The following is a 22,405-nucleotide window of genomic DNA, read 5'->3' as shown; positions in this document are numbered from 1 at the left end:
CCATGACGGAAGCCTTGCTGGAAGACCTTGAGATCGCCGTGCTGCTGCCCTGCTACAACGAGGCGCAGACGATCGGCGACGTCGTGAGCGGTTTCCGCGCCGCGCTGCCCTCGGCCCGCATCTATGTCTACGACAACAACTCCACGGATTCGACCGCGCTGCGCGCGGCGCTGGCCGGCGCGACCGTCGTGCGCGAACGCCGCCAGGGCAAGGGCAACGTGGTGCGCCGCATGTTCTCCGACATCGAGGCCGACATCTACATCATGGCCGACGGCGACGGCACCTATGCCGCCTCCGACGCGCCCGAGCTCATCCGCACGCTGATCACCGAGGGCGCGGACATGGTGGTCGGCACGCGCCGCGGCGTCACCGCCGATGCCGGCCGGCAGGGCCACGCCTTCGGCAACCGCATCTTCAACACCCTCTTCCGCTCGCTGTTCGGCAACGATTTCTCGGACATCTTCTCCGGCTACCGCGCCTTCTCGCGCCGGTTCGCCAAGAGCTTCCCGGCCGTTTCCGGCGGCTTCGAGATCGAGACGGAAATGTCGGTGCACGCCTCGCGCCTGCGCATGCCGATCGCCGAGCTGGAACTCGACTACGGCCGGCGGCCGGAAGGCTCGCATTCGAAGCTCTCGACCTTCAAGGACGGCGCGAAGATCCTCTGGATGTTCGCCATGCTGATGAAGGAGACGCGGCCCTTCGTGTTCTTCGGCACGATCAGCGGCCTCTTCATGGCGGCGAGCCTCACCTTCATGGCGCCGGTTCTGGCGGCCTATTTCCGCACCGGCCTCGTCGAGCGCATGCCGACCTGGGTGTTCTCGCTCGCCCTGATGATGATCTCGTTCCTCGTCTTTTCCGCCGGCCTCATCCTCGATTCCCTGGCGCGCGCCAGAGCCGAGCAGCTGCGCATCCATTACATGAACCAGTCCGCCGGCCGGTACGTCCGCACCGCCCGCAAGGCGGACAAGGCGGCGCGGCATCTCGCGGCCTGATCGAACGGAAGACGACCATGAACAGGGAAACCACCAACCGCATCCGTTTCGTGATCGAGGACGTGCTGCCACCGATCCTGCGCGATTCCGTGCTGTTCAAGCAGGCCGCAAGCCTCGTCTGGGGCAAGCATATCGGCAAGCTCGCGACGTTCCGCGAGCGCGCGCCCTTCCTCACCGCCGCGGAATATGAGGATCTTTATCGCGAACATCCGCGCGTCCATGCCGGTACGGACAATTCGCGGGCCTGCATCGACCGCATCGTCGCCTCCATCGTCGGGGACAGCGTCTGCGACGTCGGCTGCGGCACCGGCGCGCTGCTCAGCCACATCAAGGCGGGCAATCCCGGCCTGAAGCGGCTGACGGGCGTCGATTTCGTCGTGGAGGATGCCGCGAGCATCGCCGGTGTCGAATATGTCGCGGCGATGATCGAATCCCTGCCCTTCGCGGACGGCGAGTTCGACACGGTCGTCTGCACCCATGTCATCGAGCACGTGCTGGAATACCGCCAGGCGATCGCCGAGCTGCGCCGCATCGCCCGCCGGCGGCTGATCATCGTCGTGCCGCGGGAGCGGGAATACCGCTACAGCTTCAACCCGCACTTCAACTTCTTCCCCTATACGCATTCCTTCCTGCGCGCCGTGCATCCCGTGCCGCAGCGCCATGTCTGCGTCGATATCGGCCGCGACATCTTCTACATGGAAGACCGCGCGGAGCCGGACGCGTGACGACGAGCGCCTACAGCCCCGCGATCTGGGCCGGCCTCCTCGGCACGCCGCTCCTGATCGCGGCAGGACAGGTGCTGTTCAAGCTGACGAGCGGCACGACCGGCGACTTCGGCCTCAAGGGGCTGGCGGCGCTGGCATTCAACCCGCTGCTGCTGCTGGCGCTCGCGATCTACGGGGCCGGCACCGTCATCTGGATCTTCGTGCTGAAGGCAGTGCCGCTGACGATCGGCTATTCCTTCATGGCGCTGACCTTCTGCTTCGTGCCGCTCCTCGCCAGCCTCTTCCTCGGCGAGGCGCTGACGCTGCGCTATGCGCTCGGCGCCTTTCTCATCATCGGCGGCATGCTCGTCATCAACGGCTGAGCCTATCCTTCGAAATGCGCCCGCGTCTCGGCATCCGCCGGGAAGAAGCTCTCGATCAGCACGCCCTGCACCAGCGCGTCCTGCGCCGAGCCGAAGGAGGTGAGCGTGGTGATCCAGTTGAAGTGCTTTGTCCCGATCTTCATCTCGATCGGCAGGATCGGCAGCCGGTCCGTCTCCGGAAAGGCCTCCAGCGCGGCCCGGATGTCGGCGGCGGCGGCCAGCCTTTCGATGCGCTTCGAAAGCGGGCTGCGCGGGCCCTGCAGCCAGGCCTCGGCGCGGATGCGATGCACGAGGTCGGCGGCCGATTGCGCCCAGTTGACGACGATCGAGCGCAGCGGCGTCGGACCGAGATAGGCATCGAGGAAATTGTCGCCCGGCAAGACCGCGATGCCCGCCATGCCGGCAAGGCCGAGAAAGGCCTGGTTGGCGGCGAGCACGTTGTATTCATGGTCGAAGACGACGCCCGGATAGGGGTCGTGCCGCGCGAGGATGAGGCCGATCGCCTCCGCCACGGCCGGCGGAAAGGCCGCAAGGCTCGCCGCCGGCGCCGTCGCGAAGCGCGGGCGGAAGCCGGCGGCGGAAAACAGCATGCCCTGGTCGCGCGCGGGAATGTCGAGCACGGCGGAAAGGCGCAGGATCATGCCTTCCGAGGGGCGCGAGCGGCCGGTTTCGAGGAACGAGAGATGGCGGGCGGAGATGCCGGCCTCGGTCGCCAGCTCCAGCTGGCTCATGCGCCGGTGGCTGCGCCATTCCTTCAGGTGTTCGCCGAATTCCATTGTCGCCTCCTGTTCGGTGCCCGCGTACTCAACAGGAAGCGCGGCATGATTTCCATTACCTCCAAGGTAATTGGTTTGCATCCCCGCCCTCGGCAGGATGGGCCCATCGAAACGAAAGGAGCCCACCATGTTCGCCACCCTCAACCGCAACCTCCTGAAGTCCGTCATGCTCTTCGACGGCGCCTTCTCGCTGGCCGTGGCCGCCGGCCTCTTCGCCTTCTCCGGCCCGGTCGGCACCCTCGTCGGCCCGCATGCGACGCCGGCCGTCCTCCACGGCTTTGCCGCCTTCTTCGTCGTCTGGGGCGTCTTCCACGTCGCCGTCGGCCGGCAGGCGCGGCCTTCGCCCGCCGCCATCCGCGTCGCCATCGCCGGCGATACGGCCTGGCTCATCGGCAGCCTCGCCGTCCTCGTCTTCGCCAGCGGCGGGCTGACCTTCGCCGGCATGGGCCTCATCGCGCTCGCCGCCGTCGCGGTCGCCGACATCATGCTGCTCAAGCAGATCGGCCTTGGCCGGCAGCAGCGCGCCGCGCTTGCCTGAACGTGCCGATGCCCGCATCCCCTTCGCCCCCGCCAAAAGCGGGGGCGCTGCCGTTCCAGGTCCCGCGCAACATGCCATCTATCACCTGGGGGAGATTCCCCTTCCCCGGAAAATGCACTACCGTCGCGCCCGATTGAACACGGGGAGCCTTTCATGCGCGTCATTTTTTCCGAGGACCACAAGCTCAGGAACGCCCGCAGCGAGCTTTACGGCGGCGAGCTGGTGGCGCCCTTCGAGGCGCCGTTCCGGGCGGAATGGATCCTGGCGGCGGTCAAGGATGCCGGCTTCACAGACGTTTCCGCGCCGGAACGCCACGGGCTCGAGACCGCGCTGAAGGTGCATGACGCCGGCTACCTTTCCTTCCTGGAAGGGGCCTGGGAGAAATGGAAGGCCGCCGGCTACAAGGGCGAGGCCATCGCCACCTCGTTCCCCGTGCGCCGCACCTCGCCGCGCATCCCGACCCAGATCGACGGCCTGCTCGGCTATTATTGCAACGCCACGGAAACGGCGATCTCGCCCGGCACCTGGGAAGCCGCCGTCTCCTCCATGCAGAGCGCGGTGACCGCGGCCGATATCGTCGCGGACGGCGCGAAGGCCGCCTTCGCGCTCTGCCGCCCGCCGGGCCACCATGCCGGCATCGACAGCTTCGGCGGCTATTGCTTCATCAACAACGCCGCCGTCGCCGCCCAGCGCTTCCTCGACAAGGGCGCGAAGAAGGTTGCCGTGCTCGACGTCGACTTCCACCACGGCAACGGCACGCAGGACATTTTCTACGAGCGGGGCGACGTCTATTTCGCCTCGCTGCACGGCGATCCGGCCGAAGCCTTCCCGCATTTCCTCGGCTATGCGGAAGAGACCGGCAAGGGCGCCGGCGAAGGCACGACGCAGAACTATCCCATGCCGCCCGGCACGCCCTTCTCCGTCTGGGAAGCGGCGCTCACCGATGCCCTGAAGCGCATTTCGGCCTTCGGCGCCGAGATCATCGTGCTCTCGCTCGGCGTCGATACGTTCGAGAAGGACCCGATCTCCTTCTTCAAGCTGACCTCGCCGGATTACATCACGATGGGACGGGCGGTCGCGGCAAGCGGCGTGCCGGTGCTCGTCGTCATGGAAGGCGGCTACGGCGTGCCGGAAATCGGCCCCAACGTCGCCAACACGCTGAAGGGCATTGCGGGCTGAGGCCAGCATCAATTTTCCTGAAGCAAGGCGTCACGATTATCCATTTGCCGCGTGACGCCCCCTCCTCTAGAGCATTTCCAGCCGAAGCGAAGTCGCTTTTTGCGTCGGATAATGCGGTAAAAACAAGAATCTGGAGCACCGGGAGGGCTTTTCATGGCCGACCAACAGACAGCGACGGGCGGCAGGCTTTCGGGCTCGGGCAATGCGGGGCTCCTCACGGGCGTCCTGCTATGCTTCGGCTCGATGTCGAGCATCCAGTTCGGCTCCGCTTTCTCGGCGACCGCGATCGATGCCTATGGTCCCTCGACCACCACATTCCTGCGCCTCGTCATGGCGGCTGCGATCCTGGCCCTGATCGTTCGGCCGCCGATGCGCGCCTACAGCCGCGACCAGTGGAAGAGCGCCATGCTGCTCGGCGCCACCATGGCGGCAATGACACTCTGTTTCTTCGCGGCGATCCACCGCATCCCGCTCGGCCTTGCCGTCGCCATCGAATTCCTCGGACCGCTGGCGGTCGCCACCTGGTCGCTCGGCGCGGGCTGGCGGTTGATCTGGCCTGGCGCGGCCTTTATCGGCGTCGTGCTGCTGTCGCATGACGGCGCAGGCTGGGTCGGCGATCCCATGGGCATGCTGTTTGCCTGCGGTGCCGGCGTCGGCTGGGGCACCTACATCATCCTCATGAAGAAGACCGGCGCAGCGTTCAAGGGGCTCGAAGGGCTCTCCATGTCGCTGGTCTTCGCGGCCATCGTCGCGGCCCCCTTCGGCTTGCCGCGCGCCGCCGAGGCGCTGAACCCGGAAGGGCTCGGCATGATCCTCGGCCTCGCCGTGCTCGTGCCGCTCCTGCCCTATGCGCTGGAGATGACCGCGCTGCGCCGCATGCCGATGTCGGCCTTCGGCATCCTGATGAGCCTGGAGCCGGCGCTCGGCGCGCTCGCCGGCTTCCTCGTGCTCAGCCAGCCGATGACGCCCCTGCAGATGCTCGGCACGGCGCTTGTGGTGGCGGCAAGCGCGGGTGTCACGTCCAGCGGAAAGGGCGAAGGCGAGGGGAAAACCGCCTGAAAGCGGCCTCTTTCATGTTCCTGCCGCAATCGCTAGGTTGAAGCAGAATCATCGACGTTTCCGGGGACACTCCATGTACAAGAAAGTTGCGCTCGTCGCGCTCGCCGCGACCTACCTTTCCGCCTGCACGACGACGGATCCCTATACGGGCGAGCAGAAGGTTTCCAACACGGCCGGCGGTGCGGCGATCGGTGCGGGCGTCGGCGCGGTTGCCGGCCTCCTGATCGGCAACAACCCGGTGCAGCGCCGCAATGCCGCGCTGATCGGCGCCGGCGTCGGGGCGCTGGCGGGCGGCGCCATCGGCAACTACATGGACAACCAGGAAGCCGAGCTGCGCGCCCAGCTTCAGGGCACCGGCGTTTCCGTCACGCGCATGGGCGACCGCATCATCCTCAACATGCCGTCGAACGTCACCTTCGCCACCGACCAGGACCAGGTGATCCCGCCGTTCTATCCGACGCTCGATTCGGTCGCGCTCGTCTTGCGCAAGTTCGACAAGACGCTGATCGACGTCGACGGCCACACCGATTCGGTCGGCAATGCCGGCTACAACATGGACCTCTCCAACCGCCGCGCCAACTCGGTCGCCAACTATCTGGCCGGCCGCGGCGTCGACCCGCGCCGCATGTCGGCGATGGGTTACGGCCTGGAACGCCCGATCGCATCCAACGCCTCGGAAGCCGGCCGCGCGCAGAACCGCCGCGTCGAGATCGCGATCTCGCCGCTCAAGCAGGGCTGATCCGTCGGCGGTTGGCGCGTCGGGCCGTCACGGCCCTTCGCGGCCCGGCCCCCATTCCAGCCGCTTGTAGTCGAAACCGTATTTCAAGGTCGGCTTGACGATCTCGAAATAGGGCGAGAGGTCGAAGTCGCGCGGCGTATAGAGCGAATGATGGCGGATATGCAGGATCTCCTCGCGCGAATAGGTCGAGGTCGCCGCGGCATGGCCGGGCGCGCGCGTGACGTCCGGCAGGATCGGGTAGCGGATCATCTCGAAGGCTTCCGCAATCAGCGTCGAGCAGATCGCCCGCGTCGGATCGCCTGAGCCGAAGGCGATCAGGCGGCGGCGCCAGCGCACCGGCACGGGCGGCGTCGGCAGGAAGTAGCGCAGCATGTCCGTGATGTTCTTCAGATCGTATTTCAGGCCGAGGCGCGAGACCATGAAGGCGATGAGCGCGTCGCGATCCTCCGGCGTCAGCCCGACCGGGCGGCAGATGCGCGTGTTGTAGGTACGGTACTTGGTGAGCGGCACGGCGACGCAGCCTTCGCCGAGATTGACCTCGATGAGCTGCGGGCGCTGCGTGGCGGGCAGCGCCGCCTGGTCCAGCGTCAGCGGCACCTCGTCGCCGACGAAGAACGCGGCATGGGACCAGGTGGACTGCGTCAGGTACTTGATCGCCGCCGAGACCTTCTGGTTGCCCTCCACCAGAAGCACGTCGCCGGGCCGCAGCGTGCGCGCCAGCGTTTCGGGGTCGGAGGGCGTATAGGGCTCGTAGCCGGAGGTCTGGCTTTGCAGCTTGTCGGCGAAACGGCGGCCGATGCGATCGAGCAGCGTGTCGCGGCTTGCGTTAAGCGGCTTCAGTCCGGCGGTCACGTCGCGTCCTTCGCAGTGTGGATCGTTTCCGCTTTTCCCCGAATCGCGAAAACGCTCCATCTGTTTGTCTTTACGCAATTCCGGACGCAAAACCGCTGCGCACTTTTGCTGGAATTGCTCCAGGCCCCGGCCACTCTAGCCTTACGCGCGACATCCTGTCGAGGTTGACCGGAGCAGCTTCGATCCTATATTTAGAATTATTCTAAACTGGATTGTCGTCAATGTTCTCCCGTCTTCTCCATCCCGGCAAACGCAGCCTCGAATCCCTCAGCGAACAGGAAATCCTCGCCCTCGCCATCTCCTCGGAAGAGGATGACGGGCGCATCTATCTCGCCTATGCCGATGCGCTGCGCGACGCCTATCCGCATTCCGCCCGCATCTTCGAGGAAATGGCGGAGGAGGAGAGCCATCACCGCCAGCTGCTGATCGACCGGCATGTGGCGCGCTTCGGCGACCGCATCCCGCTGGTGCGGCGCGAATATGTGCGCGATTTCCCCGAGCTCAAGCCGGACTGGCTGATCGCGAACATGCCGCTCGAGGCGATCCGCGCCCAGGCCGAGGCGATGGAGGACGCCGCGCACCGCTTCTACCTCGCCGCCGCCTCGCGCACGCAGGACGCGGCGACGCGAAAACTGCTCGGCGACCTGGCGCTGGCGGAAAAATCCCATGAATCGCTCGCCCGCCGGCTCGGCGAGCAGCACATACCCGCCGATGTGAAGGCGGAGGAGGACCAGACGGCGCGGCGGCAATTCGTGCTGACCTATGTGCAGCCGGGCCTTGCCGGCCTGATGGACGGCTCGGTCTCGACCCTCGCGCCGATCTTCGCCGCCGCCTTCGCCACGCAGGACACCTGGCAGACCTTCCTCGTCGGCCTCTCGGCCTCCGTCGGCGCCGGCATCTCCATGGGCTTCACCGAAGCGGCGCATGACGACGGAAAGCTCTCCGGCCGCGGCTCGCCGGTCAAGCGCGGCCTTGCCTCGGGCATCATGACGGCCTTGGGCGGCCTCGGCCACGCTTTGCCCTATCTCATCCCGAACTTCATGCTGGCGACGACCATCGCCGTCTTCGTCGTCTTCGTGGAGCTGTGGGCGATCGCCTTCATCCAGAACCGCTACATGGAAACGCCGTTCTTCCGCGCCGTTCTCCAGGTCGTGCTCGGCGGCAGCCTCGTCCTGGCCGCGGGCGTGCTGATCGGCAATGCGTAAAGGAGAAGTTCTACCGGCCTGTCGGGCGGTTCATGTCGCGCACCACCCAGCGGAAGAAAAGATAGACGCCGACGCCCATGATGGCGAGCGGCAGGAGATTGGCAGCAGAATCCATGTCGACCTCTATACCCTCCCGACAAGGGAATTAAGGTCTTGCTAACCAATCTTCAATCCACGAGCAGGCGACGGTCCGTTCACAAAATGCGACCGACGCTCACGAATTGGCAAGCGGGGCGTCGCCGCCCCGCTCCTGTCCCGGTCAGGCGCGCAGCGTGCCGCCCGTGGCCTTGGCGACATTGCCGACGATCCTGGCGGTGAGCGCCTCGAAATCCTCATCGGTCAGCGTCTTGTCGGTCGGCTGGAAGACGACCTCGATGGCGACCGACTTCTTGCCTTCGCCGAGCGATGCGCCCTCGAAGACGTCGAAGACGTTGACGGCGGCGATCAGCTTGCGGTCGGCGCCGGTGGCCGCGCGCACGATGGCGCCCGCTTCCACCGTCTTGTCGACGACGAAGGCGAAGTCGCGCCTGACGGCCTGGAAGGGCGAAAGGTCGAGCGCCGGCTTGGTGCGGGTCGCCTTCTTCTTCGGGTCCGGCATGGCGTCGACGAAGATCTCGAAGCCGCAGAGCGCGCCGGAGACGTCGAGCGCGCCGAGCGCCTTCGGATGGAACTCGCCGAAATATCCGAGTACGATCTTCGGCCCCATCTTGATCGTGCCGGACCGGCCCGGGTGATACCATGCGGGCGCGCCCGGCTCGATCTGCACATTGCCCATCGGCAGGCCGCAGGCCTCGATGACGGCAAGCGCGTCGGCCTTGGCGTCATAGACGTCGACCGGCTTGCCGCCGCCCTTGGCGGCGTTCGACCAGAGGCGGCCGGAACCGGAAAGCGAGGCCGTGCCGCGGCGCACGCCGCCGGCAACGCGGCGCTGCCCCTCGGGCCTGTCGTTTTCATAGGTGCCGGAGACCTCGAAGAGCGCGACGTCACTATGCCCCTTGTCGGCATTGCGCTGCGCGGCGGCGATGAGGCCCGGCAGCAGCGAGGGGCGCATGTCCGACATGTCCGACGCGATCGGGTTGGAGAGCGCCAGCGAGGCCGCGCCGCCGCCGAAGAGCTCCGCATGGGCCTTCGGGATGAAGGACCAGGTGACGGCCTCCAGCATGCCGCGCGCGGCAAGCGCCCGCTTGGCAAGGCGCGAGCGGATCTGCAGCGTGGTCAGGATGCGGCCGTTGACCGCCCCGTGGCTTTCGAGCGGCGCCGGCTTGATATTGTCGACGCCGTGGATGCGCATGACCTCTTCCACGAGATCCGCCTTGCCCTCGACGTCGGGACGCCAGGAGGGCACCGCGACGGAGACGCGCTCGCCCGCGCCCGTGACGGTGAAGCCGAGACGCGTCAGGATGTCCACGCTCTCTTCCGGGGAGACGTCAAGGCCCGTCAGGCGCTTGACCTCGGAGAACGGGAAATCGACGACCTTGGCCGAAAAGCCCTTGTAGCCGACGACGTCGGTTTCGGCGGCCACGCCGCCGCAGAGCTCCAGCACCAGTTCGGTGGCGCGTTCGAGGCCGGGCACCATGTATTGCGGGTCGACGCCGCGCTCGAAGCGGTAGCGCGCATCGGTGATGATGCCGTGCGCGCGGCCGGTCTTGGCGATGTTCATCGGGTCCCAGAGCGCCGATTCGATCAGCACATCGACGGTGTTCTCGTCGCAGCCCGAATGCTCGCCGCCCATGATGCCGCCGATCGATTCGACGCCGTCATCGTCGGCGATGACGACGTTGGACGGGTTCAGCGTGTATTCGCGCGTGTCGAGCGCCAGCACCTTTTCGCCTTCCGCCGCGCGGCGCACGACGAGGTTCCCCTTCACCTTGGCCGCGTCGAAGACATGCAGCGGGCGGCCCTGGTCGAAGGTCATGTAGTTGGTGATGTCGACGAGCGCGTTGATCGGGCGAAGGCCGATGGCGAGAAGCCGCTGCTGCATCCAGCGCGGGCTCGGGCCGTTCCTGACGCCGCGCACGAGCCGGAGCGCAAAGCCCGGGCACAGGTGATCGTCGCCGCCGAGTTCCAGCCTGACCTTGACCGGCGTCTCGCCCTCGACCTTGAAGGACGGTGCCTTCGCGGCCTTGAGCGTGCCGAGGCCGGCGGCGGCGAGGTCGCGGGCAATACCGAAAATGCTCGTGCAGTCCGGACGGTTCGGCGTCAGGTTGATCTCGATGACCGGGTCGTCGAGGCCGGCATAGGCGGCATAGCTCGTGCCCACCGGCGCATCGGCGGGAAGGTCGATGATGCCGTCATGGTCGTCGGAGATCTGCAGCTCCTTTTCCGAGCACATCATGCCGCGGCTCTCGACGCCGCGGATGGTGCCGACGGCGAGCGTCACGTCGATGCCGGGCACATAGGTGCCGGGCGCGGCGAAGGCGCCGACAAGGCCGGTGCGCGCGTTCGGCGCGCCGCAGACGACCTGGATCGGATCGCCCTTGCCGGTATCGACCATCAGAAGCTTGAGCTTGTCGGCGTTCGGATGCTGCTCGGCGGAAACGACCTTGGCGATGACGAAGGGCTTGAAGGCCGCCTTGTCGTCGACGTCCTCCACTTCGAGCCCGATCGCCGTCAGCTTCGCGCAGATCTCTTCGAGCGTGGCGTCGGTGTCGAGATGGTCCTTCAGCCAGGAGAGGGTGAATTTCATGATCTTTCTCCTTGGATGCCGGTTACGCGCTGAGGCCGCCGAACAGGGTCGGCATGTCGAGCGGGCGGAAACCGTAGTGGCTCAGCCAGCGGACGTCGGCGTTGAAGAAGTCGCGCAGGTCAGGCATGCCGTATTTCAGCATGGCGATGCGGTCGAGGCCCATGCCCCAGGCAAAGCCCTGGTATTCGTCGGGATCGAGCCCGCCGGCGCGCAGCACGTTGGGGTGCACCATGCCGCAGCCGAGGATCTCCATCCAGTCCGTGCCCTCGCCGAACTTGACGATCGGACCCGACGAGCGGTCGCACTGGATATCGACCTCGAAGGACGGCTCCGTGAAGGGGAAGAAGGACGGGCGGAAGCGCATGGTGACGCTGTCGACTTCGAAGAAGGCCTTGCAGAACTCCTCCAGCACCCAGCGCATGTTGGCGACGTTCGCCTTCCTGTCGACCACGAGGCCCTCGACCTGGTGGAACATCGGCGAATGGGTGGCGTCCGAATCCTGCCGGTAGGTCTTCCCGGGGATGATGATGCGGATCGGCGGCTGCTGCGCCTCCATGGTGCGCACCTGCACGGGCGAGGTGTGCGTGCGCAGCACCTTGCGCTCGCCGTTCTCGTCCGCCGGGAAGAAGAACGTGTCGTGCATCTCGCGGGCCGGATGGCCCTCCGGGAAGTTCAGCGCCGTGAAGTTGTAGTAGTCCGTCTCGATATCGGGACCCTCGGCGATGGAGAAGCCCATGTCGGCGAAGATCGCGGTGATCTCGTCGACGATCTGGCTGATCGGATGGATGCGGCCGCGCTCGGCGGGCGAGGAGCGCACCGGCAGGCTGATATCCACCGTCTCGGCCGCAAGGCGCGCCTCGATGGCGGCGTCGCGCAGCGCCGACTTGCGCGCGGTGATCGCGTCGGTGACGCGGGTCTTCAGCGCGTTGATCGCCGCGCCGCGGGTCTGGCGCTCTTCCGGCGACATGGTGCCGAGCGTCTTCAGGAGTTCGGAGACGGAGCCCTTCTTGCCGAGGGCGCCGACGCGCACGGCTTCGATCGCCGCCTCGTCGGACGCTTCGGCGACGGCGGAAAGGAGGCCATGTTCCAGTGTGTCGAGTTCAGTCATCTTTACCTGCTTTGCTTGCGTCGGCCGCGCGGGGCGGCAGGAGAACCTGCGACAGATAGCGGGTTGCGGCGAGGAAACGCCGCAGATCACTACCCATGTGCACGCGCCCGATCAATCGGGTGAGCCATAAAAACTTGGCGAGGAACGCCACGAGAAGACAGAGTTCGGCAAGCGCATCGCCCGGCGCGCTCTCCATCCAGGCGGAAAGGGCCCGGCCGGCGGTCGTCTCGCCCTCCAGCGCGCTCGGCACGAGCTGGAGGAACAGCAGCCAGAGGTCGCGCGCCTGGGCGGTCGGCAGCGGCATGACGGCTTCCGGCTCCTCCTCGAAATCCATGTAGCCGACACGGCCGCCCTCAAGGAAGAGATCGCGCGGGTGCGGGCGACCATGACAGAGCCTTTTGGCATGCAGCGCGCCGAGATCGGCGGCGCAGGCGACAAGCAGGTCGTCGTGGTCGGCCGGATCGGCCGATTTCAACACCCCGAGCTGCGCGCCGACCGTCGGGCCGGCATCGGAGAGCACGAGCGCGCTGCCGGAGCGGTAGAGCACCCTCGGCACCGGCAGGCCCGCCGCCGCGAAGGCCGCGATCCGCCGCACCTCGCGGTCGACCATCGCCTTCCTGTCGAGCTGCGGCGAGGGCCGCAGGAAGGGTTTGCGGAACAGAAGGGCGAGAGCGTTTTGCGCCCACGACCAGAAAACCGGCCGCTCCGTGCCGTAGCGCTTCACCCAGACGGTGCCGAACGACATCTCCACGCGCTCGATACGGCGCGCGCCACGGGCAAGGACGGCGAGAAGCGTCTCGATATCCTTGGCCGTCGCGTCCGGGATCGCGGAAAGATCGTTCAGCCTGCCATCCATCTCCAGTCCTTTAGCGAGGCCGGTCCATAAAGCAAAACCCGCACCGGTTCCCCGGCGCGGGTTTCACAACGAAACGATGTTTTGGTTGTGGAAGCGCCGGTCAGTTGACGGCGGCTTCAAACTCGTTCTTCGTGCCGGCATCCTTGAGGTATTCCAGCGCCTTCTTGGCGGCTGCGACGAGCGCGCCGAACGCTGCGGTCTCATGGATCGCCATGTCGGACAGAACCTTGCGGTCGACTTCGATGCCGGCCTTGTTGAGGCCGTCGATGAAGCGGCCATAGGTCAGGCCGTGCTCGCGGACGGCAGCGTTGATGCGCTGGATCCAGAGCGCGCGGAAATTGCGCTTGTTGACCTTGCGGTCGCGGTAGGCGAACTGCTTGGAACGATCAACCGCGGCCTTGGCGGCGCGGATGGTGTTCTTGCGGCGGCCGTAGAAGCCCTTGGCTGCCTTCAGCGTCTTCTTGTGCTTGGCGTGGGAGGTTACGCCGCGTTTTACACGTGCCATGTCATGATCTCCTTAACGTATCAAATCGCGCGATTAGTCTCAGAGACCGTTCGGCAGGTAGTTCTTGATGACCTTCTTGCCATCGGGCTCGGCCAGCACCATGGTGCCGCGCGCGTCGCGAATGAACTTGTTGGTACGCTTGATCATGCCGTGGCGCTTGCCGGCAGCGGCAGCGACGACCTTGCCGGTCGCGGTGATCTTGAACCGCTTCTTGGCAGACGACTTCGTCTTCATCTTGGGCATTTTGCTACTCCATTCTTCTTGAATTCGAGACGGCTGACGAGGCCATCTCCAGCGTAAAGAACGGCCACGGCATGCCCTGCCGGACCGTTCGGACGGCGGCTTGTAACCGATGTCCCTCAAAAGCGCAACCGGAATCCGTGAATTGCGGCATCCGGCACGCAGAAACGGAAAAGCCGCCCCGAAAGGCGGCTTCGATCCGGTGGTCGTGAGGTCGCGTTTACCGCGGAGCCAGCACCATCATCATCTGGCGGCCTTCGAGCTTCGGCTCGGCCTCCACCTTGGCGATGGTCAGCGTGTCTTCCTTGACCTGCATCAGGAGCTTCATGCCGAGTTCCTGGTGGGCCATTTCGCGGCCGCGGAACTTCAGCGTCACCTTGACCTTGTCGCCCTCTTCGAAGAAGCGGTTCATCGCCTTCATCTTCACGTCATAGTCATGCGTGTCGATGTTCGGGCGCATCTTGATTTCCTTGATCTCGACGATCTTCTGCTTCTTGCGCGCTTCGGCCGCCTTCTTCTGGTTGGCGTATTTCAGCTTGCCCAGGTCAAGGATCTTGCAGACGGGCGGTTCGGAGTTCGGCGAAATCTCCACGAGATCGAGGCCGGCTTCTTCGGCCATGCGGAGCGCCTGATCGGTCGGGACGATACCGTGGTTGTTGCCGTCGGCATCGATAAGCTGAACCCGGGGAATCCGGATTTCCTTGTTGGAGCGCGGGCCGTCCTTGACGGGAGCTTCCGCTTTGAAGGGTCTGCGAATGGTCGTGTTCTCCTCGAACTGTTTCGATAGGTATGGATCTGCGTCGACCGGGCCGTTTGCCCGCCTGGCGGCGTTTTCCGGCAATGTGTTGATCGCGCTTGTGAAGTCAATAGCATGCCGCGTGGAAAAAATCACCACCTGTCCTTGCAGGCGCGAATCTGGTCTAGCTCTCGGCAAAAGACCGGCCAACGGGCGGTTTGCCGCGGTCGGGACGCAGGACAAGGAGATAGGCATGACGGCGGCGAACGGCAATGGGACCCCGATAGAATTCATCACCGTCGGCGCGGGCGACGACGCCCGCAGGATCGCCGTCGCGCTGCAGCCGGCGGCCAGCGGCAACGGGCTTGCGCATTTCGTCTGGCTCGGCGGCTACCGCTCCGACATGACGGGCACCAAGGCGGTGGAGCTGGCCGGGCTTGCCGCCCGTCTCGGCACCGGCTGCGTGCGCTTCGACTATTCCGGCCACGGCGCCTCGGGCGGCGCCTTCGTCGAGGGCACGATCTCGCGCTGGCTGGAGGAGGCGCTCGCGGTGATCGACCACGCGGCAGGGACGCTCGGCACGCGCCGCGCCGTGCTCGTCGGCTCCTCGATGGGCGGGTGGATCGCGCTGCGCGCCGTGGCCGAGCTTGCCCGGCGCGGCGGCATCGAGATTGCCGGCCTGGTGCTCATCGCGCCGGCGCCGGACTTCACCTCGGAGCTGATCGAGCCGAACCTGACGGAGGCCGAACGCACGGCGCTGGCCGAGCGCGGCCAGTTCGAGGAGCCGACGCCCTACGGCCCCGACCCGAACATCTACACGAGAAAGCTCATCGAGGACGGCCGCGACAACCGCGTGCTGACCGGCGCGATCGAGACCGGCTGCCCCGTGCATATCCTGCAGGGCATGGCCGATCCGGACGTGCCCTATGGCCATGCGGTGCGCCTGATGGAGCACCTTTCCGGCGACGACGTGGTGCTGACCATGATCCGCGACGGCGACCATCGCCTGTCGCGCCCGCAGGACATCGCCAAGCTCCTCGAGGCGGCGGAGGCCCTTGCCCGCGGGCAATGAGGCCCCGGCCGAATCACATTTTAACCATATTCCCGCATCGCCAATTCTCATGATTGACGAAGGCCCCACCTGACCGTTAACTCTTTGTTAACGATTAGGGGACGTTTCATGGCACGAATGATTGGTGCGAAGGCTGGGGTTGCGGCGGTGCTCGCCCTCCTCGCTTCTTCTTCCTCGGCTTTCACCGCGCCGGCTTCGGCACTTGCCATGCAGACCGGCGGCATAACCTCCCAGCCGATCGGCCACTACGAGTTCTGTCAGGCCAACGCTTCGGAGTGCCGCGCCGGCGTGCGCGGCCAGGCGCCCGCCAAGGTGACGGCATACGGCTGGACGGTGGTGCGCGAGATCAACGCCGGCACCAACAACGCCATCACGCCGATGACCGACAAGGACCTCTACGGCAAGGACGAGGTCTGGTCCTATCCGGACGGCGCGGGCGACTGCGAGGATTTCGTGCTGCTCAAGCGCAAGAAGCTGATGGAAAAGGGCTTTGCCGCCGGCGACCTGCTGATCACCGTCGTGCGCAAGCCGGACGGCGAAGGCCATGCCGTGCTGACGCTGCGCACCACGCAGGGCGACTTCGTCCTCGACAACCTCAACAACGACGTCAAGCTCTGGACGGAAACGCCCTACCGCTACCTGAAGCGCCAGGCCTCGTTCCACGCCGGCCGCTGGGTCTCGATCGAAAACGGCGATGCCGTCATGGTGTCGTCGGTCGGCCAGTAAGACACGTTTTTCGCAGGGGGACTGCGAGGGCCGCGGAGCGATCCGCGGCCTTTGTCTTTTCCGGAGCCGCCTCGTCACGCCGCCAGGGCGGCCGCGCCGATCCGCTTGTAGAAGAAGGTCGTCGCGCAGAAGCGGCCGTCCGGATAGAGCGCATAGTCGGGGATGACGCCGGCGCGCTGCCAGCCGAGGCGCTCGTAGACGGTCTCGGCGGGGCTGCCGGTGGCCGTGTCGAGCACCAGCACGGTCTTGCCGCGCCGGGCGGCTTCCGCCTCGGCGGCGGCCATCAGCGCGCGGGCGATGCCGCGGCCGCGCTCGCTTTCCATGACGAGCAGCTTCTTCACGTCCGCCCGGTGCGGCTGGTTCGGCATCTGGCGGATGCCGACCTGCACCGTGCCGACGATGCGCCCCGCCCGCTCGGCGGCAAAGAGCAGCGTCGCCCCCTCGCCGACCGCCGCCGCCACGTCCCGCCAGAAGGGCAGCGCATCGGCCGGCCCATAGGGCGCCATGAAGCCGACGGAGGCCCCGCCGGTCACGCAATCGGCCAGCACATCCGCCAATTCGCCCATCCGGGCCCGGGTTTCCTCGGCATCGAGCAGCCTGATCTCGCTCATCTCGTCCTCATGGCTCAGGGGCGGCCGCGGTCCAGCACCACGGCATAATGCGCCGGCGCGTCGCCGGGATTGTCGAAGACATGGCCCTCGGTGATGCTCATGTAGAGGCAATCGCCGGGGCGCAGGTCATGCACCGTCTCGCGAAGGGTCATGCGCAGGCGGCCCGAAAACAGCCAGACATGCTGCGTCATGCCCGCCCTGGCCGTTTCCGGCGGATAGGCGATGCGCGCGCCCGGCGGAAACGTCACCTCGATCACCTCGACGCGCGAGGCCGTGTTGGGCGCCGAGACGGCGCGGCGCTGGTAGCCCGTCTCGGGATCCCGCCAGACCACCTGGTCCTCGCGCCGCGACAGGGGATCGCCCGCCTCCCCGGAAAAGGCGAAGAAGGCGGAGAGCGTCAGGTCCAGCGCCGCGCAGAGCCTTGCGAGCAGCTGCGCCGTCGGGCTCGCCTCGCCGCGCTCGATGCGCGAGATCATCGCCCGGCTCACGCCGGAGGCCCCGGCGAGGTCGTCCAGCGTCAGGCCGCGCGCCGAGCGCAGCAGCCGCACCCGCTCGCCGATGGCGCTTTCCAGAGGGTCGATTCCATTTTCCATTATCATGGAATAGTTCTCCCTTATAATGGAGTCAACGGGCAAACCCGCCCGAAAATATTTTCCGGCCATGCCGCTCCGGCGACAATGCGACATCCTTCCGCCGGATAAGGTGCCGCAGCGAGAATCGGAGGGCGGGCGGATGACGGGTGAAGCACGGCGGGCGTCCTCGCTCTTTTCCATCACCGCCATCGTCGTTTCGATGACCTTCGTCGCCATCGGCAACGGGGTGATGCTTGCCTATGTGCCCTATGTGCTGTCGCAGGCCGGTGCGCCCTCCTGGACGCCGGGCGCGGCCGTCACGGCGATCGCCTTCGGCGGGCTGGTCGGCTGCGTCATCGCCGGCCCCGTCATCCGCCGGGTCGGCCATGCCCGCGCCTTTTCCTGCTCGCTGGCGCTGGTCATCATCGCCGCCTTCCTCGTCGCGCTCGGCGTCAACCCGATCCTGTGGATCCTCGCCCGCGGCCTCTACGGCGTGGCCGGCAACGCGAACTTCATCATCGCCCAGAGCTGGCTGAACCATGCCAGCGACAACCGCTGGCGCGGCAAGGCCATGTCCTTCTTCTACATGGCCTATGTGCTGGGGCTCGGCGTCGGTGCCTGGCTGTTCGGCCGCATGCCGGCGGACGGCAACCTCGCCCCGCTCGTCACCATCTTCGTCACCACGATCGCCCTGCTGCCGATCGGCCTCACCAAGCTGCCCACCCCGCCGGCGCCCGCCCGGGTCAGCGTCGATTTCGCCATGGCCTGGCGCAACTCGCCGGTCGCGCTGATCGGCGTGCTGGCCGCCGGCGGCCTTTCCATGGTGGTGCAGGGGTTTACCCCGATCTACGCCGCCACCAACAAGGTCGGCCAGGCGGATGTGGCGCTCCTGATGTTCGTCATGCAGTTCGGCCTCATCTTCGTGCAATACCCGCTCGGCACGCTCTCCGACCGCATCGACCGGCGCATCGTGCTGATCGCCACCTGCCTGCTGATCGCCGGCACCGCGGTCGCCGCCCTCTTCGTCTCCTTCCAGGCCTTCGTCGTCCTGATGATCGTCTTCGCGCTCTGGGCGGGCGCCGTCGAGAGCGTCTATTCGATCGCCAACGCCCATGCCAACGACCGCACGGATCCCGAGGACTTCGTGCCCCTCGCCTCGACGCTGCTCGTCGCCTGGTCGACCTCGGCGACGCTGGTTCCGCTGGCCGTGACGGCGCTGACGCCGGCCTTCGGCCCGAAGACCTTCATCTATGCCGCCATGGCCGTGGCGCTCGCCTATGCCGCCTTCGTCGCCCAGCGCCTGCGCCTGCGCGAGACGGTGCCGCCGGAGGCGCGGGAGACCTTCGAGATCCGAAGCGCCCAGGTGCCGAATGCCGGCGCGCTCGTCGAAGGCGAAAAAGCCCCGGAATAGCGGCGTTCGCGCGCACGAAACCCTTCATTTACCGCTTTGCGGGAATCTTCCCCGCTGCTATATGGCGCGCATGAGCACCAACACTTCGACGCCCCTCGACCATATCCGCAACTTCTCGATCGTGGCCCATATCGACCACGGCAAGTCGACGCTCGCCGACCGGCTGATCCAGTCGACCGGCGGCCTTGCCGACCGCGAGATGTCGGAACAGGTCCTCGACAACATGGACATCGAGCGCGAGCGCGGCATCACCATCAAGGCCCAGACCGTGCGCCTGCACTACAAGGCGAAGGACGGCGAGACCTATGTGCTGAACCTCATCGACACGCCCGGCCATGTCGACTTCGCCTACGAGGTCTCGCGCTCGCTGTCGGCCTGCGAGGGTTCGCTGCTCGTCGTCGACGCCTCCCAGGGCGTGGAGGCCCAGACGCTCGCCAACGTCTACCAGGCGATCGACAACAACCACGAGCTCGTGACGGTGCTCAACAAGATCGACCTGCCGGCCGCCGAGCCCGACCGCATCAAGGAACAGATCGAGGAGGTGATCGGCATCGACGCCTCCGACGCCGTGCTGATCTCGGCCAAGACCGGCCTCGGCATCCCGGACGTGCTCGAAGCGATCGTGGAGCGCCTGCCCGCGCCGAAGAGCGAAGGCGGCGAGAAGGCCCCGCTGAAGGCCCTCCTCGTCGATTCGTGGTACGACACCTATCTCGGCGTCATGGTCCTCGTGCGCGTCATCGAAGGCCGCATCAGCAAGGGCCAGACCATCCGCATGATGGGCACGGACGCGAAATACACGATCGAGCGCGTCGGCGTGCTGACGCCGAAGATGGTGGCGATGGACAGTCTCGGCCCGGGCGAGATCGGCTTCATCACCGCCTCGATCAAGGAAGTGGCCGATACCCGCGTCGGCGACACGATCACCGAGGACAAGCGCCCGACGGCAAAGGCCCTGCCGGGCTTCAAGCCGGCCCAGCCTGTCGTCTTCTGCGGCCTCTTCCCGGTCGATGCCGCCGATTTCGAGGACCTGCGCTCGGCGATGGGCAAGCTGCGCCTCAACGACGCCTCGTTCTCCTTCGAAATGGAAAGCTCCGCCGCGCTCGGCTTCGGCTTCCGCTGCGGCTTCCTCGGCCTGCTGCACCTCGAGATCATCCAGGAGCGCCTGGAGCGCGAGTTCGACCTCGACCTGATCGCGACGGCCCCCTCGGTCGTCTACAAGCTCTTCATGACCGACGGTTCCGAGCGCGAGCTGCACAATCCGGCCGACATGCCCGACGTCGTCAAGATCTCGGAAATCCACGAGCCGTGGATCCGCGCGACGATCCTGACGCCGGACGATTATCTCGGCGGCATCCTGAAGCTCTGCCAGGACCGCCGCGGCATCCAGGTCGAGCTGACTTACGTGGGCACGCGCGCCATGCTGACCTACGACCTGCCGCTCAACGAGGTCGTCTTCGACTTCTACGACCGCCTGAAGTCGATCTCCAAGGGTTATGCCTCCTTCGACTACCAGATCACCGACCACAAGGAAGGCAACCTGGTGAAGATGTCGATCCTGGTGAACGGCGAGCCGGTCGATGCGCTCTCCATGATGGTGCACCGCATGGCCGCCGAAAAGCGCGGCCGCGAAATGTGCGAGAAGCTCAAGGAGCTGATCCCGAAGCACATGTTCAAGATCCCGATCCAGGCCGCCATCGGCGGCAACGTGATCGCCCGCGAGACCATCTCGGCGCTGCGCAAGGACGTGACCGCCAAGTGCTACGGCGGCGACGCCACCCGCAAGCGCAAGCTCTTGGAAAAGCAGAAGGCCGGCAAGAAGCGCATGCGCCAGTTCGGCAAGGTGGAGATCCCGCAGGAAGCCTTCATCGCCGCGCTCAAGATGGGCGACGAATAAAGGCCGGCACCGCCGTCTGCGACAGAACCCGAAAGCCCCGGATGCCCCTGCATCCGGGGCTTTCTCGCGATTGGAGGAGAAGGTGTGCCGTGCGGGTGGATCCTCGGGTCAAGCCCGAGGATGACGGAGGGGAGGAGAAGCCCGGGACCCCATTGAACGGCACGGCATGCGGAACCGCTGCCTTCATCCGCCCCCCTTCCTTCTGTCGTCATCCTCGGGCTCGACCCGAGGATCCACCCGCACGGCACGCCCGAAAAAACACGCCCCGTTTTCCCCGCCCGCCAGATCCATGCCTACAATCCTCCCGTCCCGCCACGGATACGCTGCCAGGCGTGGCAGTGAGGCGGGGCCGGCGCTTGTGGCGGGGGAAGGACGTGAGCCCGCACCGCAAGGGCCTGCGGAAAATGGTCTCCCTCCGGCGACACGGGGGAAGCGGCGGGGCGTCGGACCGACCCTGCCGTTTCATGCCCCGGACGGCGCGCCGGGCGTGCCTGTGCGGCACACAAGGGGGCCGGGTCCGGCGGATGCGTCGGCATCGTCCGCCGGGGTGAAGCTTCTCCGGGAAGGGTGCGAGAGCGCCTTTCCGTCCGCGATCGCCATGGCGCGCGATCGCGGATGCCAAAACGGAGACGCCCATCCCGGAAACCGGCGACAGGCATCCACGGGTCCGGTCCTTGCAGAGGGACCGCAGTCGCGGGCAAAAACCGCCGAACGGGGCGCTGAAAGGTGCCGCAGATACAATTTTTCAGATGAGGCAGCTTCCAGCGCCCCGTCCGATGCTCTTTGACAACCCACGGGCGAGATCCGCCGCGTGGACCGTGGCGCATGGACTTCAGGCATTCTCGTAGAGCTGCTGTCCCGTCCGCAGCGCGGCGTCCAGCCGGCCGCCCTCGGGGAAGATCGCCAGCGTTTCGGGTTTCTCCACGCCCGCCACCAGCCGGTGACAGGTCTCGGCGGGGCCGAGCACGGTGGTGACGGGGATGACGCCGGCCCAGATCGGCAGGGCGAAATCCGCCTCGTCGTCGCCGACGCCCTTGGCGCGCACCTTGGCCGCCGCCTCGTCGATCGGCATGGCGACGATCGTCGTCGCCTTGGCCTCCTGCGGCGTGAGGGGACGCAGCAGCGCGCTGCGCCCCGGATAGAAGCGGTCGACGACGTCGCGCATCGCCTCGATCTTCTCCGCCGGGTCCTCGACGAGCCGCGCCGTGCCGAAGCACATGGCGGAGCGGTAGTTGGCCGAATGGTTGAAGCCGGAGCGGGCGAGCACCAGCCCGTCGAGATGGGCGACGGTGAGGCAGGCGGGCGTGCCGGCCTTCAGGTGCCGCAGCATGCGGCTGGCGGAGGAGCCGTGCCAGTAGAGCGTGTCGCCCCTGCGCCAGAAGAGGGTGGGCGTCGCATAGGGCTGGCCGTCGATGACATAGGCGACGTGACAGAGCATGGCGGCGTCGAGAATGGCGTGGACGCTTTCGCGGTCGTAGCTGCCGCGCTCGTGCATGCGCTTGACGCGGTTGCGCGGGGTGACGGGATAGGCGGCGGTCTCGGTGCTCATGTGCGGGGCTTG

23 protein-coding genes are annotated in these 22,405 nt (G+C 66.6%); 12 read left to right on the top strand and 11 right to left on the bottom strand.

Translation table 11 applies throughout. The features are described 5' to 3' along the window. Positions 1-2 precede the first annotated feature (2 nt). The 3 genes from WMC41_RS21855 to WMC41_RS21845 are packed head-to-tail and all read left to right on the top strand — an operon-like array spanning position 3 to position 2,079. Entirely contained in the window at positions 3-992 is a 990-nt protein-coding gene (locus tag WMC41_RS21855; RefSeq protein WP_272807310.1) for a glycosyltransferase, read from the top strand. Positions 993-1,009: 17 nt separating this feature from the next. Beyond that, positions 1,010-1,717 (top strand): class I SAM-dependent methyltransferase, encoded by a 708-nt coding sequence (locus WMC41_RS21850; protein WP_432346362.1) that lies wholly within the window; start codon positions 1,010-1,012, stop codon positions 1,715-1,717. Next, on the top strand, positions 1,714-2,079 hold the full coding sequence (locus tag WMC41_RS21845; protein ID WP_244770299.1) for a transporter: 366 nt from the start codon (positions 1,714-1,716) through the stop codon (positions 2,077-2,079). Before WMC41_RS21850 ends, WMC41_RS21845 begins: the two co-directional genes overlap by 4 nt. A gap of 2 nt (positions 2,080-2,081) precedes the next feature. On the opposite strand, the gene WMC41_RS21840 is transcribed toward WMC41_RS21845, so the two are convergent. Continuing rightward, on the bottom strand, positions 2,082-2,855 hold the full coding sequence (locus WMC41_RS21840) for a helix-turn-helix domain-containing protein (RefSeq protein WP_272807308.1): 774 nt from the start codon (positions 2,853-2,855) through the stop codon (positions 2,082-2,084). 127 nt (positions 2,856-2,982) lie between these two features. Between WMC41_RS21840 and WMC41_RS21835 the strand changes: the two genes are divergently transcribed. From WMC41_RS21835 to WMC41_RS21820, 4 genes are all read left to right on the top strand, one after another. Further along, complete coding sequence (locus WMC41_RS21835) at positions 2,983-3,393, top strand: hypothetical protein (protein ID WP_432346360.1); 411 nt, start codon at positions 2,983-2,985, stop codon at positions 3,391-3,393. 153 nt (positions 3,394-3,546) lie between these two features. Continuing rightward, complete coding sequence (locus tag WMC41_RS21830; protein ID WP_432346358.1) at positions 3,547-4,572, top strand: histone deacetylase family protein; 1,026 nt, start codon at positions 3,547-3,549, stop codon at positions 4,570-4,572. A gap of 153 nt (positions 4,573-4,725) precedes the next feature. After that, complete coding sequence (locus WMC41_RS21825; RefSeq protein ID WP_432346356.1) at positions 4,726-5,631, top strand: EamA family transporter; 906 nt, start codon at positions 4,726-4,728, stop codon at positions 5,629-5,631. 73 nt (positions 5,632-5,704) lie between these two features. Then, complete coding sequence (locus WMC41_RS21820; RefSeq protein ID WP_244770304.1) at positions 5,705-6,370, top strand: OmpA family protein; 666 nt, start codon at positions 5,705-5,707, stop codon at positions 6,368-6,370. Positions 6,371-6,397: 27 nt separating this feature from the next. Here the strand turns inward: WMC41_RS21820 and WMC41_RS21815 are convergent, their stop codons facing one another. Further along, positions 6,398-7,222, bottom strand: coding sequence for a lipo-like protein (locus WMC41_RS21815; RefSeq protein ID WP_244770305.1), 825 nt, complete (start codon positions 7,220-7,222; stop codon positions 6,398-6,400). Positions 7,223-7,443: 221 nt separating this feature from the next. Here WMC41_RS21815 and mbfA point away from each other — a divergent pair, with 221 nt between their 5' ends. Continuing rightward, positions 7,444-8,427, top strand: a complete 984-nt coding sequence (mbfA, locus tag WMC41_RS21810; RefSeq protein ID WP_432346354.1) for an iron exporter MbfA — start codon at positions 7,444-7,446, stop codon at positions 8,425-8,427. A 259-nt stretch (positions 8,428-8,686) separates the two neighbouring features. Here mbfA and pheT read toward each other — a convergent pair whose 3' ends face one another. The 6 genes from pheT to infC form a co-directional block, all read right to left on the bottom strand. Next, entirely contained in the window at positions 8,687-11,113 is a 2,427-nt protein-coding gene (gene pheT, locus WMC41_RS21805; RefSeq protein ID WP_432346352.1) for a phenylalanine--tRNA ligase subunit beta, read from the bottom strand. A 22-nt stretch (positions 11,114-11,135) separates the two neighbouring features. Further along, entirely contained in the window at positions 11,136-12,221 is a 1,086-nt protein-coding gene (gene pheS / locus WMC41_RS21800; protein ID WP_432346350.1) for a phenylalanine--tRNA ligase subunit alpha, read from the bottom strand. Then, positions 12,214-13,077, bottom strand: coding sequence for a serine/threonine protein phosphatase (locus tag WMC41_RS21795; RefSeq protein WP_432346348.1), 864 nt, complete (start codon positions 13,075-13,077; stop codon positions 12,214-12,216). The genes pheS and WMC41_RS21795 overlap by 8 nt, the downstream gene beginning before the upstream one ends. A 100-nt stretch (positions 13,078-13,177) precedes the next feature. Next, positions 13,178-13,582, bottom strand: a complete 405-nt coding sequence (rplT, locus tag WMC41_RS21790) for a 50S ribosomal protein L20 (RefSeq protein WP_064332218.1) — start codon at positions 13,580-13,582, stop codon at positions 13,178-13,180. Positions 13,583-13,621: 39 nt separating this feature from the next. Then, a complete protein-coding gene (rpmI, locus tag WMC41_RS21785; RefSeq protein WP_024270153.1) occupies positions 13,622-13,825 on the bottom strand; it encodes a 50S ribosomal protein L35 in 204 nt (67 codons plus the stop codon). Positions 13,826-14,042: 217 nt separating this feature from the next. After that, positions 14,043-14,579, bottom strand: coding sequence for a translation initiation factor IF-3 (infC, locus tag WMC41_RS21780; RefSeq protein ID WP_244770451.1), 537 nt, complete (start codon positions 14,577-14,579; stop codon positions 14,043-14,045). Between the two features lie 232 nt (positions 14,580-14,811). On the opposite strand from infC, the gene WMC41_RS21775 reads away from it, so the two are divergent. Together WMC41_RS21775 and WMC41_RS21770 are read left to right on the top strand one after the other, a co-directional pair. Further along, entirely contained in the window at positions 14,812-15,630 is an 819-nt protein-coding gene (locus WMC41_RS21775; protein WP_432346346.1) for an alpha/beta hydrolase, read from the top strand. A 108-nt stretch (positions 15,631-15,738) separates the two neighbouring features. Beyond that, complete coding sequence (locus WMC41_RS21770; protein ID WP_244770311.1) at positions 15,739-16,356, top strand: transglutaminase-like cysteine peptidase; 618 nt, start codon at positions 15,739-15,741, stop codon at positions 16,354-16,356. Between the two features lie 74 nt (positions 16,357-16,430). Here WMC41_RS21770 and WMC41_RS21765 read toward each other — a convergent pair whose 3' ends face one another. After that, positions 16,431-16,967 (bottom strand): GNAT family N-acetyltransferase, encoded by a 537-nt coding sequence (locus tag WMC41_RS21765; RefSeq protein ID WP_244770312.1) that lies wholly within the window; start codon positions 16,965-16,967, stop codon positions 16,431-16,433. A gap of 14 nt (positions 16,968-16,981) precedes the next feature. Then, positions 16,982-17,560 carry a helix-turn-helix domain-containing protein gene (locus WMC41_RS21760; protein WP_432348400.1) on the bottom strand — a complete coding sequence of 193 codons (579 nt, stop codon included), beginning with the start codon at positions 17,558-17,560 and terminating at the stop codon, positions 16,982-16,984. A 139-nt stretch (positions 17,561-17,699) separates the two neighbouring features. On the opposite strand from WMC41_RS21760, the gene WMC41_RS21755 reads away from it, so the two are divergent. Both WMC41_RS21755 and lepA read left to right on the top strand, forming a co-directional pair. Then, positions 17,700-18,950 carry an MFS transporter gene (locus WMC41_RS21755; protein ID WP_432346343.1) on the top strand — a complete coding sequence of 417 codons (1,251 nt, stop codon included), beginning with the start codon at positions 17,700-17,702 and terminating at the stop codon, positions 18,948-18,950. Positions 18,951-19,011: 61 nt separating this feature from the next. After that, complete coding sequence (lepA, locus tag WMC41_RS21750) at positions 19,012-20,844, top strand: translation elongation factor 4 (protein ID WP_244770314.1); 1,833 nt, start codon at positions 19,012-19,014, stop codon at positions 20,842-20,844. A gap of 832 nt (positions 20,845-21,676) precedes the next feature. Here the strand turns inward: lepA and WMC41_RS21745 are convergent. Continuing rightward, positions 21,677-22,393, bottom strand: coding sequence for a pyridoxamine 5'-phosphate oxidase family protein (locus WMC41_RS21745; RefSeq protein ID WP_432346341.1), 717 nt, complete (start codon positions 22,391-22,393; stop codon positions 21,677-21,679). Between the last annotated feature and the right edge of the window lie 12 nt (positions 22,394-22,405).

Source organism: Shinella yambaruensis (assembly GCF_050859155.1).
Lineage (GTDB): Bacteria > Pseudomonadota > Alphaproteobacteria > Rhizobiales > Rhizobiaceae > Shinella > Shinella yambaruensis.
The sequence above is the reverse complement of the archived record's forward strand: the minus strand, read 5'-3'. Positions and strand labels throughout refer to the sequence as shown.

What these genes read in the sequence shown, in the direction of transcription:
- WMC41_RS21855 (WP_272807310.1), top strand. Translation starts at nt 3, where the DNA reads ATGACGGAAGCCTTGCTGGAAGACCTTGAGATCGCCGTGCTGCTGCCC.
- WMC41_RS21850 (WP_432346362.1), top strand. Translation starts at nt 1,010, where the DNA reads ATGAACAGGGAAACCACCAACCGCATCCGTTTCGTGATCGAGGACGTG.
- WMC41_RS21840 (WP_272807308.1), bottom strand. Translation starts at nt 2,855, where the DNA reads ATGGAATTCGGCGAACACCTGAAGGAATGGCGCAGCCACCGGCGCATG.
- WMC41_RS21835 (WP_432346360.1), top strand. Translation starts at nt 2,983, where the DNA reads ATGTTCGCCACCCTCAACCGCAACCTCCTGAAGTCCGTCATGCTCTTC.
- WMC41_RS21830 (WP_432346358.1), top strand. Translation starts at nt 3,547, where the DNA reads ATGCGCGTCATTTTTTCCGAGGACCACAAGCTCAGGAACGCCCGCAGC.
- WMC41_RS21825 (WP_432346356.1), top strand. Translation starts at nt 4,726, where the DNA reads ATGGCCGACCAACAGACAGCGACGGGCGGCAGGCTTTCGGGCTCGGGC.
- WMC41_RS21820 (WP_244770304.1), top strand. Translation starts at nt 5,705, where the DNA reads ATGTACAAGAAAGTTGCGCTCGTCGCGCTCGCCGCGACCTACCTTTCC.
- mbfA (WP_432346354.1), top strand. Translation starts at nt 7,444, where the DNA reads ATGTTCTCCCGTCTTCTCCATCCCGGCAAACGCAGCCTCGAATCCCTC.
- pheT (WP_432346352.1), bottom strand. Translation starts at nt 11,113, where the DNA reads ATGAAATTCACCCTCTCCTGGCTGAAGGACCATCTCGACACCGACGCC.
- pheS (WP_432346350.1), bottom strand. Translation starts at nt 12,221, where the DNA reads ATGACTGAACTCGACACACTGGAACATGGCCTCCTTTCCGCCGTCGCC.
- WMC41_RS21795 (WP_432346348.1), bottom strand. Translation starts at nt 13,077, where the DNA reads ATGGATGGCAGGCTGAACGATCTTTCCGCGATCCCGGACGCGACGGCC.
- rplT (WP_064332218.1), bottom strand. Translation starts at nt 13,582, where the DNA reads ATGGCACGTGTAAAACGCGGCGTAACCTCCCACGCCAAGCACAAGAAG.
- rpmI (WP_024270153.1), bottom strand. Translation starts at nt 13,825, where the DNA reads ATGCCCAAGATGAAGACGAAGTCGTCTGCCAAGAAGCGGTTCAAGATC.
- WMC41_RS21775 (WP_432346346.1), top strand. Translation starts at nt 14,812, where the DNA reads ATGACGGCGGCGAACGGCAATGGGACCCCGATAGAATTCATCACCGTC.
- WMC41_RS21770 (WP_244770311.1), top strand. Translation starts at nt 15,739, where the DNA reads ATGGCACGAATGATTGGTGCGAAGGCTGGGGTTGCGGCGGTGCTCGCC.
- WMC41_RS21765 (WP_244770312.1), bottom strand. Translation starts at nt 16,967, where the DNA reads ATGAGCGAGATCAGGCTGCTCGATGCCGAGGAAACCCGGGCCCGGATG.
- WMC41_RS21760 (WP_432348400.1), bottom strand. Translation starts at nt 17,560, where the DNA reads ATGGAAAATGGAATCGACCCTCTGGAAAGCGCCATCGGCGAGCGGGTG.
- WMC41_RS21755 (WP_432346343.1), top strand. Translation starts at nt 17,700, where the DNA reads ATGACGGGTGAAGCACGGCGGGCGTCCTCGCTCTTTTCCATCACCGCC.
- lepA (WP_244770314.1), top strand. Translation starts at nt 19,012, where the DNA reads ATGGCGCGCATGAGCACCAACACTTCGACGCCCCTCGACCATATCCGC.
- WMC41_RS21745 (WP_432346341.1), bottom strand. Translation starts at nt 22,393, where the DNA reads ATGAGCACCGAGACCGCCGCCTATCCCGTCACCCCGCGCAACCGCGTC.